7 protein-coding genes are annotated in these 16,244 nt (G+C 71.3%); all 7 read left to right on the top strand.

Features of this window, described 5'->3' with window-relative positions:
* Window positions 1-107: 107 nt before the first annotated feature.
* The 7 genes from JR065_RS18115 (at window position 108) to xylB (ending at window position 16,242) form a co-directional block, all read left to right on the top strand.
* The gene (locus tag JR065_RS18115; protein ID WP_206235775.1) at window positions 108-2,858 is read left to right on the top strand and encodes a TonB-dependent receptor; all 2,751 of its coding nucleotides are present in this window, start codon (window positions 108-110) and stop codon (window positions 2,856-2,858) included.
* 462 nt (window positions 2,859-3,320) lie between these two features.
* Window positions 3,321-5,555 carry a cellulase gene (locus JR065_RS18110; protein ID WP_241093737.1) on the top strand — a complete coding sequence of 745 codons (2,235 nt, stop codon included), beginning with the start codon at window positions 3,321-3,323 and terminating at the stop codon, window positions 5,553-5,555.
* Between the two features lie 114 nt (window positions 5,556-5,669).
* Complete coding sequence (locus tag JR065_RS18105) at window positions 5,670-7,595, top strand: sialate O-acetylesterase (protein ID WP_206235773.1); 1,926 nt, start codon at window positions 5,670-5,672, stop codon at window positions 7,593-7,595.
* A gap of 17 nt (window positions 7,596-7,612) precedes the next feature.
* Window positions 7,613-9,337, top strand: a complete 1,725-nt coding sequence (locus JR065_RS18100; RefSeq protein WP_206235772.1) for a DUF5597 domain-containing protein — start codon at window positions 7,613-7,615, stop codon at window positions 9,335-9,337.
* Between the two features lie 53 nt (window positions 9,338-9,390).
* Entirely contained in the window at window positions 9,391-12,276 is a 2,886-nt protein-coding gene (locus JR065_RS18095; protein ID WP_206235771.1) for a TIM-barrel domain-containing protein, read from the top strand.
* 103 nt (window positions 12,277-12,379) lie between these two features.
* Window positions 12,380-14,752, top strand: coding sequence for a glycoside hydrolase family 95 protein (locus tag JR065_RS18090; RefSeq protein ID WP_206235770.1), 2,373 nt, complete (start codon window positions 12,380-12,382; stop codon window positions 14,750-14,752).
* Window positions 14,749-16,242 (top strand): xylulokinase, encoded by a 1,494-nt coding sequence (gene xylB, locus JR065_RS18085; RefSeq protein WP_206235769.1) that lies wholly within the window; start codon window positions 14,749-14,751, stop codon window positions 16,240-16,242. Before JR065_RS18090 ends, xylB begins: the two co-directional genes overlap by 4 nt.
* The last annotated feature ends 2 nt before the right edge of the window (window positions 16,243-16,244 follow it).

Genomic DNA, 16,244 nt, shown 5'->3' with positions numbered 1-16,244 from the left:
CGCCGGTCCGGCGGCTGCTTGGACGGCCGCGGATGCGGCACTGGCCGCAGGTCCCCCTCAGCGACGCTGCCTGCCAACGAACGGAACATGGCACTGGAGAGAGCACCATGTCAGCGCACCACCGCAATGCCCGCGTTTTCGCACCAGGCCACCGCAGTTCGCGCGATGTGCGCCGTTCGCTCATCGCCGCCAGCATCGCCGCGCTGCTGAGCACGCAGGCCTACGCCCAGGACGCGACCGGCCGCGTGGCCGGCGCCGAGCCGGCGACGTCCGAGGCGACCACCCAGCTGGACACGGTGCAGGTCACCGGTACCCGCAGCAGCGTCACCAAGGCGCAGTCGATCAAGCAGAACGCCGACCAGGTGGTCGATTCGATCGTCGCCGAGGACATCGGCAAGCTGCCCGACAACAACGTCGCCGAGGCGCTGCAGCGCATCTCCGGCATCCAGATCGCGCGCAACTACGGCGAGGGCAGCACCATCGCCATACGCGGCCTGACCCAGGTGCGCACCGAGCTCAACGGCCGCGACATCTTCACCGCCAATGACGGCCGCGGACTGAGCTTCGAGGACGTGTCGGCGGAGCTGCTGGCCGGGGTCAACGTCTACAAGAACCCGTCGGCGGAAATGATCGAAGGCGGCCTGGGCGGCACCGTCGACCTGCGTACGCGCCTGCCGTTCGACTTCGACGGCATGAAGCTCGCCGGCGGCGTGCAGTACAACTACTACGACCTGGCCGACGAGGGCGAGACCGCGTTCTCGGGGCTGTTCAGCAACCGCTGGCAGACCGGGATCGGCGAGATCGGCGTGCTGGTCAACGCGTCCAAGCAGGACGGCAGCTTCCGCCGCGACGTCGGCACGATCTCCACCTGGTGGCTGCAGAACGACATTCCCGGCCATGTGGGCGAGGACGTGTACGTGCCGCATGGCGGCGGCATCACCAGCACGCTGGGCGACCGCGAACGCGAGACCAGCTCCGTCGCGCTGCAGTGGCGCCCGAACGACGACGTGGAGGTCTACCTGCAGGGGCTGCGCTCGGACTACCGCTTCCAGTGGCACGACTATTCGTTCTTCTCGCTGACCGGGAACAACCCGATCACGCCGAGCATCGATGCCGGCGATTTCGAGTTCAACGAGCGCGGCGAGATGGTGCGCGGCGTGTTCCGCGACGTGCCGATCGAATCGAACACCAGCCTGACCCGGCGCCACTCGGTGACCAGCGACTACTCCGGCGGCGCGCGCTGGGCGGTCAACCCGAGCCTGACCCTGTCCACCGACTTCCAGTACATCGACGCCACCACCAAGTCCACGCGCTACATCATCAACACCGGCAGCGCGTCGCCGGCACCGTACCTCAACATGGACCTGAGCGGCGACCTGGCGCGGATGTGGATCACCGACGCCAACGGCGCGGAGGGTTTCGCCGCCAACCCGGCCAACTACGGCGGCTGGCGCTGGCACCTGGACAACAAGGACGACAACGAGGCGACCGAGTTCGCCTGGCGCGCCGACATGGACCTGGCGTTCGACGACAGCTTCGCGCGCAGCTTCAAGGCCGGCGTGCGCTACACCGACCGCGACGCGACCAACCGCGGCAACGTCTGGCGCTTCATGTGCCTGCCGGCGACCACGCAGGACTGCTCCGGCGTGCCGTTCGCGCAGATGCCCGGCGTGGCGCTGGTGCAGAACCCGGTGACCGACGCGTTCCGCGGCGATGGCTACTTCTTCGGGCCGACCCTGACCGCATCCGACGCCGCGGTGGAGAACTACGAGCAGACCCTGGCCGCGTTCGGCGCCACGCCGCTGCAGTTCGGCCCCAACCACATCAACACCCAGGGCGAGAAGACCTACGCCGCCTACGGCGTGCTGCGCTTCGGCACCGACGGCGAGGTGCCGTTCGACGGCAACATCGGCCTGCGCGTCGTGCGCACCGAAGTCAGTTCGACCGGCGTGCGCACCGCCACCGATGCCGAGGGTGGCGGCCTGCTGCCGGTCAGCGCGCAGCAGACCTACACCGACGTGCTGCCCAGCCTCAATCTGCGCTGGTTCCTGCGCGACAACCTGCAATGGCGCGTGGCCGCCTCGCGCGGCATCTCGCGTCCGACCTTCGACAAGCTCAATCCCAATCTGAGCCTGAGCGCCAACGACGCCGGCGGCGTCACCACGCGCACCGGCGGCGCCGGCAACCCGGACCTGCAGCCGATGACCGCCGACCAGTTCGACACCGCGCTGGAGTGGTACTTCGGCCAGGGCTCGACGCTGTACGGCACCGTGTTCTACAAGAAGGTGAAGGGGTTCATCGCCAATGCGGTGTTCAACGAGGTCTACGACGGCCAGGTGTGGCAGATCACCCGCCCGGTCAATGGCGACCAGGGCACGGTCAAGGGCGTGGAGGTCGGCTACACCCAGTTCTTCGACTTCCTGCCCGGCTGGTTGAGCGGCTTCGGCATCCAGACCAACTACACCTACGTGCATTCGGAGGCGCCCAGCCCGGGCGCGACCGACACCAACGGCAATGCGCTGATCGTGCCGCTGGAAGGGCTGTCCAAGAACAGCTACAACGCGATCCTGATGTACGAGAAGGCGCGCTTCTCCGCGCGCGTGGCCTACAACTGGCGCAGCGAATGGCTGGTGACCACCGCCGGCAACGGCACCGGCAACCTGCCGGTGTACAACGACGAGTACGGCCAGCTGGACGCCTCGCTGCGCTTCAACATCAACGACGTGTGGTCGGTGTCGCTGGACGGCAGCAACCTGCTCGATTCCAAGATCGAAACCTATACCGGCTTCCGTTCGCGGCAGCAGGACTGGCAGATCAACGACCGCCGCTATGGCTTCAGCTTGCGGGCCAGCTACTGAGTGCGGGACGGACCGCCGCCGCGGCGTCGCCGGGCGTGTCCGCGTGCGCGCCGGCGGCGTACCCCGGTGCGCTCCGGCAGCCGCGTTGCGGCACCGGCGTGCGCGCGATACGTGTCCGGCGGCGCAGGTGTCGCCGCGCCGGCCCCGTGCCGGCCGCAACGGATGCGCGGACATGACGTGGCGGTTTGCGCGCGATCGGCTGCCGCGCCTATGCTCGACCCGCGCCGGCAAGCTGCGGCCTTTGCCTGCGCCACGGCCGCCGATGCTGTCGCGGCGCCGCGCCGCGCCCGAGGCGGCGGGGCGGCTGCCGGCCCCGCGGCGCTGCGTCCGGCGACCCAAGTACATGTGTCCTGGGAGGGAATCCATGTCGTTGCAGTACCGCCATGTTCCGCCGCCGCGGAACGTGCACCGTTGCGCGCGCCGCGGCGCGCCCGTGCCATGCGCGGCGGGCTGAGCATGCGCATGCGCGCGCCGCGTCGCGCCCACGGTGCCGCCCGCGGCGCGCTGTGGGCGCTCGCCTCGGTGCTGCTGGCCGCGCTGCTGGTCCTGCCGGCGGCCGCGGTCGAGCAGGTGCCGTACCGCTGGCGCAACGTCGCCATCGGCGGCGGCGGTTTCGTCAGCGGGCTGCTGTTCCATCCGGCGCAGCAGGGCCTGGTGTATGCGCGTACCGACGTCGGCGGCGCGTACCGCTGGGACGCGGCGTCGGCACGCTGGACCGCGTTGACCGACTGGCTCGGCGCGGCGGACGAGAACCTGATGGGCATCGATGGGTTCGCGATCGATCCGCGCGATCCGCAGGCGCTGTACCTGGCCGCGGGCACCTACACGCACGAGCGCGCCGGCCATGCCGCGATCCTGCGCTCGCACGACCAGGGCCGCAGCTTCGCCCGCACCGACCTGCCGTTCAAGCTGGGCGGCAACGAACTGGGCCGCGGCAACGGCGAACGCCTGGCGGTGGATCCGAACGACGGTCGCGTGCTGCTGCTCGGCTCGCGCGATGCGGGCCTGTGGCGCAGCGACGACCGCGGCGAGCACTGGCAGCCGGTGCGCGCGTTCCCGGCGGTGGCCAGCGGCGCGTCGGCCAGCGCGGTGAACCATGCCGGACGCCGCCAGCAGGTGGGCATCGTGTTCGTGGTGTTCGATCCGGCCAGCGCCGAGCGTGGCAAGGCCTCGCAGCGGATCTACGCCGGCGTGTCCACCGTCGCGCAGAGCCTGTTCGTATCCGAGGACGGCGGGCGCAGCTGGCAGCCGCTACCGGGGCAGCCGACCGGGTTGCGCCCCAGCCGCATGGCGCGCTCCGGCGACGGCATCTACTACCTCAGCTACGGCGACGAACCGGGCCCGGACCTGATGGCCAACGGCGCGGTGTGGAAGTACGAGCCGGCCGCGGCGCGCTGGACCGACATCACGCCGGTGCCGCAGCCGGACGCCGGGCCGGGCTTCGGCTGGGGCGCGGTGGCGGTGGACCCGCGCCGGCCGGACACGCTCATCGCCAGCACCTTCCGCCGCTACCGGCCGAGCGACGACATCTACCGCAGCACCGACGGCGGACGCAGCTGGGCGCCGCTGTTCCCGCGCTCGCGCTTCGACCACGACGCCGCGCCGTGGACCGCGCAGGCGCGGCCGCACTGGATGGCGTCGCTGGCGATCGACCCATTCGACAGCGACCGCGCGCTGTTCGTCACCGGCTACGGCATCTGGGCCTCGCGCAACCTGCGCGCGTTCGACGCCGGCGGCCAGGTGCAGTGGTGGTTCGCCGACGCCGGACTGGAGGAGACGGTGCCGCTGGACCTGCTCAGCCCGGCGCAGGGCGCGCCGCTGCTCAGCGCGCTCGGCGACATCGACGGGTTCCGCCACGATGCGCTGGACCGCGCGCAGTCGCAGTTCGCCGGGCCGCGGCTGACCAACGGCGAGAGCATCGATGCCGCCGGCCAGGCGCCGCAGCTCGTGGTGCGCAGCGGCACGGTACGCGACCGGCGCCACGGCGAGATCCGCGCCGCCTGGTCGCGCGACGGCGGCACCAGCTGGTCCGCGTTCGCCAGCGAACCGCCGGCGGGCGAGGGCGCCGGGCATATCGCGATCAATGCCGACGGCAGCCGCGTGATCTGGTCGCCGCAGCGCGGCGGCGCGTGGGCCAGCGACGACTGGGGCCGGCACTGGCAGCGCGTGCAAGGCCTGGCCGATACCGTGCTGATCGAGGCCGACCGGGTCGATCCGCGGCGCTGGTACGGCGTGGACGCGGCCAGCGGACGCTTCTACTTCAGCGACGACGGCGGCCGGCAGTTCCGCGACAGCGGCGTGGACGTGGGCGTGCCGGCGCGCGCCGAACGCAGCCGCCCGCAGCTGCGCCCGGACCCGGCGCGCGCCGGCGTGGTGTATCTGGCCAGCCCCAGCCACGGGGTGATGCGCTGGGCGAACGGCGGGCTGAGCGTGCTGGCGAAGGTGCAGGAGGCACGCTCGCTCGGCCTGGGCCGCGCGCCGCGCGATGGCGCGGCGCCGATGCTGTTCCTGGCCGGCAGCGTCGACGGCGTCAGCGGCGTGTTCCGCTCCGAGGACGAAGGCCGCCGCTGGCAACGCATCGACGACGACGCGCACCGCTTCGGCCGTCCCTATGCGGTCACCGGCGATCCGCGCCGGGTCGGCCGGGTCTATTTCGCCACCGGCGGCCGAGGCATCGTGTATGGCGATGCCGAGTAGTCCGTGCGGCCAGGGCCTGGCGGTATGGCGGGCGAAGCGCCGGTTCCAGCGCCTGCCGGATGCGGCCGTCGCCGCGCCGTACATCGACGGATCGACCACCACAGGATCGAGGCAATGACAAACTCCGTGCACCCGAGCGTGAAATGGCTGGCCGTGCTGGCGCTGGCGGCGCTGCCCGGCTCGGCCTGGGCGACGCTGGAACTGCCGCTGCTGTTCGGCGACGGCGCCGTGCTGCAACGCGACGTGCCGATGCGGGTGTGGGGCTGGGCCACGCCCGGCGCACGCGTCCAGGTGCGCCTGGACGGCCAGGCCGCAAGCGCCGTCGCCTCCGCCGACGGCCGCTGGCAGGCGCAGTTGCCGGCGCATGCGGCCGGCGGGCCGTACGTGCTGGAGGTCGAGGGCGACGGCACCCGGCGGCGCATCGGCGACGTGCTGGTCGGCGACGTGTGGCTGGCCAGCGGCCAGTCCAACATGGAATGGCCGCTGGCGCAGGCGCGCGATGGCGCGCGCGAGGCGGCCGCAGCGGCCGATCCGCAGCTGCGCCACTTCAAGGTGCCCAAGTCGTGGTCCGCGCAGCCGGAGTCGCGGCTGGCCGGCGGGCAGTGGAAGGCGGCCACGCCGGACAATGCCGGCGAGTTCTCCGCGGTGGGCTACTTCTTCGCGCGCGAGCTGCGCCAGCGCACCGGCGTGCCGATCGGCATCGTCGACAGCAGTTGGGGCGGCAGCGCGATCGAGGCGTGGATGGATGCCGCATCGCTGGGCTTGGACGCACGGCAGAGCGCCGACGCCAGCGCGCGGATGCAGGCGCGCGATGCGCGTACCGCCGCGGCCACGCGGCAGCGCATCGCGCGCTGGCCGGCCGCGCAAGCCGACCCGCCGCAATGGCGCGCAGCGGACTTCGACGACCGCGACTGGGACCGCATCCCGGTCGACCGGCAATGGGAGGCCAGCGGCTACGAGGGCATGGACGGCATCGCCTGGTACCGCACCTCGTTCACCCTCAGCGCCGCCGAAGCCCAGGCCGGCATCAGCCTGGGCGTGGGTCAGATCGACGATTCGGACATCACCTACGTCAACGGCCAGCCGGTCGGCCGGACCGAGAAGCAATGGAACCTGCCGCGCGTGTACCGGGTGCCGGCGGCGGCGCTGAAGGCCGGGGTCAACCAGGTCGCGGTGCGGGTGACCGACCTCAGCGGTGGCGGCGGCATGCACGGCGACGCCGCCGAGCGTTTCGTGCAGGTGGGCGAGGGCGCCAGACGCCCGCTGCAGGACTGGACGTTCCGCCCGGCGCAGGTGACCGTGTCGTTGGCCGACAACAAGAACCAGCTGCCGACGCTGCTGTACAACCGCATGATCCACCCGCTGCAGCCGTATCCGCTCAAGGGCGTGATCTGGTACCAGGGCGAGACCAACGCCAGCGCGTCGGGCGCGGTGAAGTACCGCGAGCAGTTCGCGGCGATGATCCGGCAGTGGCGCAGCGAGCGCGGGCAGCCGCGGCTGCCGTTCCTGTGGGTGCAGCTGGCCAACTTCAGGGCCGGCGCCGACCAGGGCGATTTCAGCCCGTGGGCGCTGTTGCGCGAATCGCAGTCCAGGACGCTGGCGCTGCCGGCGACCGCGCAGGCGGTGACCATCGACATCGGCGAGCCCGGCGACATCCATCCGACCAACAAGCAGGACGTGGGCCATCGCCTGGCGCTGGCGGCGCGGCACGTCGCCTACGGCGAGTCGCTGGTGTACAGCGCCCCGGTGCTGCAGCGCGCGCAATTCGGCGCGGGCACGGCCACGCTGCACTTCGATCCGATGGGCAGCGCGCTGGCGGTGCGCGGCGGCGGCGCGCTGCAAGGCTTCCGCGTGGCCGGCGCCGACCGCCGCTTCCACCCGGCGCGGGCGCGCATCGACGGCGACACCGTCGTGGTCGGCAGCGCGCAGGTGCCGCAGCCGCTGGCGGTGCGCTATGGCTGGAGCGAGAACCCCGCCGAGGCCAATCTGGTCAACCGCGAACAACTGCCTGTTTCCCCCTTCCGAACCGACACCTGGTGACACGGAGTCCTACCCGCATGAAAACCCCTGTTCCGCGCCATCGCGCCGCGCCCCCGCGCTGGCGTCCGCTGCTGGTATCCGCACTGGCGCTGGCCCTGGCCGCGTGCCAGTCCGGCGAACCCGACCCGCCTGCCGCGCGCAGCGGCGCCGTCGATCCCGCCGCCGGCCAGCCCGGCGCTGCGCCGGCGCCCGCGCCGGCGGCCAAGGAGGCGCCGATCCCGCAGTTCGTCAGCAAGGACGGCAGGCACGCGCTGCTCGTGGACGGCGAGCCGTTCCTGATCCTCGGCGCGCAGGTCAACAATTCCAGCAACTATCCGGCGGCGCTGGAGCAGGTGTGGCCGGCGATGGAAGTGCTGGGCCCCAACACCGTGCAGGTGCCGATCGCCTGGGAGCAGGTGGAGCCGGAAGAGGGCAGGTTCGACTTCTCCTTCGTCGACACGCTGCTGGCGCAGGCGCGCGAGCGCAAGGTGCGGCTGGTGCTGCTGTGGTTCGGCACCTGGAAGAACAACGGACCGAACTACACGCCGCGCTGGGTCAAGACTGACAACGCGCGCTTCCCGCGCGTGGTCACCCGCGACGGCAAGCGCATCGGCTCGCTGTCGCCGCTGGCGCCGGCCACGCTGGAGGCCGACCGCAAGGCCTTCGTCGCCTTCATGAAGCACCTCAAGCAGGCCGATCCGCAACGCACCGTGATCATGGTGCAGCCGGAGAACGAGCCGGGCACCTACGGCAGCGTGCGCGACTTCTCGCCGATGGCGCAGCAGGCCTTCGACGGCCCGGTGCCCGATGCGCTGGTGAAGAAGCTGGGCCGGCAGCCGGGCACCTGGGCGCAGGTGTTCGGCGCCGATGCCGACGAGTTCTTCCACGCCTGGCACATCGGCCGCTTCATCGACCAGCTGGCCGAGGCGGGCAAGGCCGAATACCCGCTGCCGATGTACGTCAACGCGGCATTGCGCGGACCGTTCAATCCCGGCCAGCCGGGCCAGTACGCCAGCGGCGGCCCCACCGACAACGTGCTCGACGTCTGGAAGGCGGCCGCGCCGCACATCGACCTGCTGGCGCCGGACATCTACATGCCCGAGTACCGCATGTACACCACGGTGCTCGAGCGCTACGCGCGCGCGGACAACGCGCTGTTCGTGGCCGAGACCGGCAACCGCCCCGAATACGCGCGCTACCTGTACCCGACGCTGGGCCACGACGGCATCGGCTGGTCCACCTTCGGCATCGACTACACCCGCTACTCCAACTATCCGCTGGGCGCCAAGAACGTGGACGAGGCCACCCTGGCCCCGTTCGCGCTCGGCTTCAAGTCGGTGGGCCTGGGCATGCGCGCGTTCGCCAAGGCCGCCTCGGAAGGCAAGCTGCACGGCACCGCCGAGGAACCCGGACAGCCGGTGCAGGAGCTGCGGCTCAACGACCGCTGGAGCGCGACCATCACCTACGGCGTGCCGCAGTTCTGGTTCAAGGGCGAGCCGCCCGGCAATCCCGAACCCATCGGCGCGGCGCTGATCGCCGAGCTGGGCCCGGACGAGTTCCTGGTCACCGCCTATCACGCGCGAGTGACCCTGCACCCGGCCAGCGAGGCGACCGCCAACATGGTCTACGACCGGGTCGAGGAAGGCTTCTACGATGGCGGCCAGTGGCGGTTCCAGCGCAACTGGAACGGCGACCAGACCGACTACGGGGTCAATTTCTCCAGCGTGCCGCAACTGCTGAAGATCAAGCTGGCCACCTACTGACACCTCGGCGCCGCCATCGAGGTGGCGCCGTCACGCGATACCAAGGAGTGAACATGCACAACCCGAACCGACCCGCCCGCCTGGCGATGAAGCCGCTGCCGCGACTGCTGGCCCTGGCGCTGGCCGTGCTCGCCGCCGGCGCCGAGGCGCAGGAAGTGAAGCAGGACGCCGACGGCGTCACCGTGCGTCCCAGCGCCAAGGGCGCCGCGCCGGTGCGCCTGCAGGTGGTGGACAGCGGCATCATCCGCGTCAGCGCCGATCCGGACGGCGACTTCCAGCGCACCCCCAGCCTGATGCGGGTGCCGGTGCAGGGCGACACCGCGTTCCAGCTCGACGAGCAGGGCGACACGGTGCAGGTGAAGACCGCCAAGGTCACCGCGCAGGTGTCCACGGTCGACGGCCATGTCAGCTTCGTCGATGCCGGCGGCAAGCCGCTGCTGGCCGAAGTGGCCGGCGGGCGCAGCTTCTCGCCGCTGAAGGTGGAGGGCAAGGCCTACCTGAGCACACGCCAGCGCTTCGCCTCGCCCGACGACGAAGCGTTCTACGGCTTCGGCCAGCACCAGCAGGGCTGGATGAACCAGAAGGGCCGCAACGTCGAGCTGCTGCAGAGCAATATCGACCTGGCGGTGCCGTACCTGGTGTCCAGCCGCAACTACGGCATCCTCTGGGACAACAACTCCATCACCCGCATGGGCGACCCGCGCGGCCTGCAGCCGCTGCCGGCGTCGCTGAAGCTGTACGACGCCAAGGGCAAGCCGGGCGCGCTCACCGCGCGCTATTCGGTCAACGGCAAGCAGGTGGTCGAGCGCCGCGAGAAGGAGATCAACTACCAATACCTGAAAGACCTGAGCAAGTTCCCGAGCAAGGCCAAGCCCAGCGACAAGAGCCGCATGCAGGTCAGCTGGGAAGGCGAGATCGAGGCCAAGCGCGGCGGCGCGCACACCTTCTCGCTGTACGCCAGCGAGTACGCCAAGCTGTACGTGGACGGCAAGCTGGTGATCGACCGCTGGCGCCAGAACTGGAACCCGTGGCACCACGAGTTCACGCTCGCGCTGCAGCCGGGCCAGCGGCACAAGGTCAAGGTCGAGTGGGACCTGATCGACCCCAGCTACATCGCGCTGCTGCACCGCGACCCGCTGCCGGCCGCCGAGGCCAAGGACCTGTCGCTGTGGTCCGAGGCCGGGCAGATGATCGACTACTACTTCGTCGCCGGCGACAACGCCGACCAGGTCATCGCCGGCTATCGCGAACTGACCGGCAAGGCGGTGCTGCTGCCGAAGTGGGCCTACGGCTTCTGGCAGAGCCGCGAGCGCTACAAGACCCAGGACGAACTGGTCGGCGCGCTGGCCGAGTACCGCAGGCGCAAGCTGCCGGTGGACAACATCGTGCTCGACTGGTCGTACTGGCCGGAGAACGCGTGGGGTTCGCACGACTTCGACACGGTGAACTTCCCCGACCCGGACGGCATGGTCAAGCAGGTGCACGACCTGCACGGGCAGATCATGATTTCGATCTGGCCCAAGTTCTACCCGACCACCGCCAACTACAAGGAACTGGACGCGGCCGGCTACATGTACAAGCGCAACGTCGAGGTCGGCGAGCTGGACTGGATCGGCAAGGGCTACAAGAATTCGTTCTACGACCCGTATTCGGCGCAGGCGCAGTCCATCTACTGGCGCCAGATCAACGAAAAGCTCAACAGCAAGGGCTTCGATGCGTGGTGGATGGACGCCGACGAGCCGGACGTGCATTCCAACCTGGACATCGGCGAGCGCAAGGCGCGCACCACGCCCACCGCGCTCGGCCCGTCCACCGAGTTCTTCAACTCCTATCCGCTGCCGCACACCCAGGGCGTCTACGAAGGCGACCGCGCCGCCGACGGCAAGCGCGTGTTCATCCTCTCGCGCAAGGGCTATGCCGGCACCCAGCGCAACGCGGTGGCGGTGTGGAGCGGCGACATCGTCTCGCGCTGGGACGACATGCGCGAGCAGATCTCCGCCGGCGTCAACGTGTCCATGTCGGGCCTGCCCAACTGGACCTTCGACATCGGCGGTTTCTCGGTGGAGAAGCGCTACGAGGACCAGGACCCGGCGCACCTGCCGGAATGGCGCGAGCTCAACACCCGCTGGTTCCAATTCGGCGCGTTCGTGCCGCTGTTCCGCTCGCACGGCCAGTTCCCGTACCGCGAGATCTGGAACATCGCCCCGGAAGGCACCCCGTACTACGACAGCATGGTGTACTACGACAAGCTGCGCTACACGCTGCTGCCGTACATCTACACCCTGGCCGGCGACACCTACCACCGCGACGGCAGCATGATGCGCGGGCTGCCGATGGATTTCCCCAACGACCCGCAGGTCCGCGACATCGCCGACCAGTACCTGTTCGGCCCGGCGTTCCTGGTCGCACCGGTGACCCGGTTCAAGGCCACTTCGCGGCCGGTATACCTGCCGGCCGGCAGCGCCTGGTACGACTTCTACACCGGCAAGCGCTTCGACGGCGGCCAGCGCATCGAGGCCGACGCGCCGCTGCAGCGCATGCCGCTGTTCGTGCGCGCCGGCGCGATCGTGCCGACCACCACGGTGCAGCAGTACGTCGACGAGAAGCCGGACGCGCCGCTGACCGTGGTCGTCTACACCGGCGCCGACGGCGCGTTCTCGCTGTACGAGGACGACGGCAAGGGCTACGGCTACGAGAAGGGCGAGTTCAGCCGCATCCCGCTGGTCTGGAACCAGGCCAAGGGCGAACTGAGCGTGGGCGCGCGCGAAGGCGGCTACCCGGGCATGCTGGCCAAGCGCACCATCCGCGTGCGTTTCGTCGGCGGCCCGCGCACCGATGCCGGCGCGCTGGAGCCCAAGGCCGACACCAGCTTCGTCTACGACGGCCGCGCGAAGACGGTCAAGGCGCCGGCGGCCGGCGCCAAGCGCAAGGCGCGATGAGCGGGCCGGGGAACGCGGCCGGCCTGCCGCCTCCGCGCATCGCCACCGGACCGTGCCGCGATGCATCGCGCGGCGCGCGCCGTGCGCGCCACGGAGCCCGGCGATGAGCGCGGACCTGACCCGCCGCGGCCTGTGCGCCGCGCTGGGCGTCGGCGTGGCCGCGGCGGCGTTGCCGTGGCCGTCGTCGGCGCGCGCCGCCGCGGCCAAGGCCGCGCCGCCGCCGCCCGGCCCCGACGCGCTGACGCTGTGGTACCGGCAGCCGGCGACGCAGTGGGTCGAGGCGTTGCCGGTCGGCAACGGCCGGCTCGGCGCGATGGTATGGGGCGGGATCGCCCACGAGCGCGTGCAGTTGAACGAGGACACGCTGTACGCCGGCGGCCCGTACCATGCCGACAGCCCGGAAGGGCTGGAAGCGCTGCCGCAGATCCGCGCGCTGGTCTTCGCCGGGCGCTACGCCGAGGCCGAGGCGCTGGCCGATGCCAAGTTCCTGTCGCGCCCGCTCAAGCAGATGCCGTTCCAGCCGCTCGGCGACCTGCTGCTGGACCACGCGCGCGCCGACGACATCGGCGAGTACCGGCGCGAGCTGGACCTGGACAGCGCGGTGGCGACCACGCGCTTCGTCAGCGGCGGTACCACGTACCGGCGCGAGGTGTTCGTCTCGCCGACCGAACAGTGCATCGTGGTGCGCCTGAGCGCCGACAGGCCGGGCGCGCTGTCGCTGCGCGTGGGCATCGACAGCCCGCAGGCCGGCGAGGTGCTGCGCGACGGCGACGGCCTGCTGTTCCACGGGCGCAATGCGGCGCGCTACGGCATCGACGGCAAGCTCGGTTTCGCGCTGCGCGTGCTGCCGCGGGTGCGCGGCGGCCAGCTGGCGTTCGAGCGCGACCGCCTGCGCATCGACGGCGCCGACGAGGTGGTGCTGCTGCTGGCCGCGGCCACCAGCTACCGGCGCTACGACGACGTCGGCGGCGACCCGCTGCGCGCCACCGAGCAGACCCTGCGCAAGGCGGCCGCGCTGGACTACGCCCAACTGCTGTCGCGCCACCTCGCCGAGCACCGGCGCCTGTTCCGCCGCGTGTCCCTGGACCTGGGCGGCCACGCCGCGGCGCAGCGGCCCACCGACGAGCGCGTGCGCGCGCAGCCGCAGGACGATCCGGCGCTGGACGCGCTGTACCACCAGTACGGCCGCTACCTGCTGATCTGCAGCTCGCGCGCCGGCAGCCAGCCGGCCAACCTGCAGGGGGTGTGGAACGACCTGATGGACCCGCCGTGGGAAAGCAAGTACACCATCAACGTCAACACCGAGATGAACTACTGGCCCAGCGAGGCCAATGCGCTGCACGAATGCGTCGAGCCGCTGGAGGCGATGCTGTTCGACCTGGCGCGCACCGGCGCGCGCACCGCGCGCACCTTGTACGGCGCGCCGGGCTGGGTGGTGCACAACAACACCGACCTGTGGCGCCAGGCCGGGCCGATCGACGGCGCCAAGTGGAGCCTGTGGCCGCTGGGCGGGGTATGGCTGCTGCAGCAATTGTGGGACCGCTGGGACTACGGCCGCGACCGCGCCTACCTGCAGCGCGTCTACCCGCTGTTCAAGGGCGCGGCCGAGTTCTTCGCCGCCACCCTGGTGCGCGACCCGGGCACCGGCGCGATGGTCACCAATCCGTCGATCTCGCCGGAGAACCAGCATCCGTTCGGCGCGGCGTTGTGCGCCGGCCCGTCGATGGACGCGCAGCTGCTGCGCGACCTGTTCGGGCAGTGCATCGAGGCCGCGCGGCTGCTCGGGCGCGACGCGCAGTTCGCCGCGCAGCTGGCGGCGCTGCGCGCGCAGCTGCCGCCGCACCGCATCGGCAAGGCCGGGCAGCTGCAGGAGTGGCAGCAGGACTGGGACATGGAGGCGCCGGAAATCCACCACCGCCACGTCTCGCATCTGTACGCGCTGTACCCGTCGGCGCAGATCAACCCGCGCGACACCCCGGACCTGGCGGCCGCGGCAAAGCGCTCGCTGCAGATCCGCGGCGACGACGCCACCGGCTGGGGCATCGGCTGGCGGCTGAACCTGTGGGCGCGGCTGGGCGACGGCGAGCACGCCTACGCGATCCTGAAGAAGCTGCTGTCGCCGCAGCGCAGCTACCCGAACCTGTTCGACGCGCACCCGCCGTTCCAGATCGACGGCAACTTCGGCGGCACCGCGGGCATCACCGAGATGTTGCTGCAAAGCTGGGGCGGCAGCATCTGGCTGTTGCCGGCGCTGCCGCAGGCATGGCCGCAGGGGCAGGTGCGCGGGCTGCGCGTGCGCGGCGCCGCCGGCGTGGACCTGGCATGGCGTGACGGACGCCTGCAAAGCGCTCGCCTGTCCAGCGATCGCGGCGGACACTACACCGTGGTATACGGCGGGCAGACCCTGAGCGCCGACCTTCAACCTGGAGCGACGATGGAACTGGTTTTGCGCAACGACACGCTGGTGCGGCGATGAGCCTGTACATCGGCCTGGATGTGGGCACGCAGAGCGTCAAGCTGCTGGCCTACGACGCGGACAGCCGCCGCGTGGTCGCCACGCACGGCCACGCGCTGGAACTGATCAGCCGCGACGACGGCACCCGCGAGCAGCAGGCGCAGTGGTGGATCGACGGCATCGTCGCCTGCTTCGCCGCGCTCAGCGCGCAGCAGCGTGCGCAGGTGCGCGCGATCGCGGTGTCCGGCCAGCAGCACGGCTTCGTGCCGGTGGACGCGCAAGGGCAGGTGACCGCGCCGGTCAAGCTGTGGTGCGACACCAGCACCCAGCGCGAATGCGACGAGATCATGGCCGCCGCCGGCGGCGCGCAGCGCTGCGTGGAGCTGGCCGGCAACCCGATCCTCGCCGGCTACACCGCCTCCAAGCTGCCGTGGACGCGCAAGCACCGCGCCGACGCATACGCGGCGATGCGCTCGGTGATGCTGCCGCACGACTACGTCAACTTCTGGCTGACCGGCGAGCGCTACACCGAATTCGGCGACGCCTCCGGCAGCGGCTGGCTCGACGTGCGCACCCGGCAGTGGTCGGCGCCGTTGCTGGCGGCGATCGACCCGCAGCGCGACCTGGCCGCGGCGCTGCCGCCGCTGGTGCCGACCGAGACCACCTTCGCGCTGTCCGCGGCGGCGGCGCAGACGCTGGGCCTGCCGCGGCAGGTGCGCGTGGCCACCGGCGGCGGCGACAACATGATGGCCGCGATCGGCACCGGCAACGTGGTGCCGGGGCGGCTGACGATGAGCCTGGGCACCTCGGGCACGCTGTTCGCCTACGCCGACCGGCCGGTGGTCGACGACGCCGCGCGCTGGGCCGCGTTCTGCTCGTCCAGCGGCGGCTGGCTGCCGCTGATCTGCACGATGAACTGCACCGTCGCCACCGAGACCATCTCGCGCCTGTTCGGGATCAGGACCGGCGAAGGCGAGGCGCTGCTGGCCGCCACCGAGCCCGGTGCCGGCGGGCTGGTGCTGCTGCCGTTCTTCAACGGCGAGCGCACCCCGAACCTGCCGGCCGCGCGCGGCTGCCTGACCGGCATGGACCTGCACAACACCACCCCGGCGCACTTCTACCGTGCGGCGATGGAAGGGGCGACCTACAGCCTGCGCAACGGCTTCGACGCCTTCGTCGACGCCGGGCTGCGCTTCGACTCGATCTACGTCACCGGCGGCGGCAGCAAGAGCGCCGGCTGGAGGCAGCTGGTCGCCGACCTGTTCGCGCTGCCGGTGCACGTGCCGGCGCAGGCCGAGGGCGCCGCGTTCGGCGCCGCGCTGCAGGCGCTGTGGGCCGACGGCCACGCGCAGGGCGCGCGCGCCACGCTGGCCGAGGTGGTGCTGGCGCACCAGCAGGACGACGCGTCGCTGGCCGCGCGGCCGGACCCGCAGCGCGGTGCGCAGTACCAGGCGCACTACCGGACTTTCCTGCAACACTTGCACGCCATCGGCCCGCTCTACGCCGGCTGAGT

Origin of the sequence: Xanthomonas sp., assembly GCF_017163755.1 — a bacterium.
Classification (GTDB): domain Bacteria; phylum Pseudomonadota; class Gammaproteobacteria; order Xanthomonadales; family Xanthomonadaceae; genus Xanthomonas_A.
Note: the sequence above shows the minus strand (reverse complement) of the source record. Positions and strands in the feature narration are given on the sequence as shown.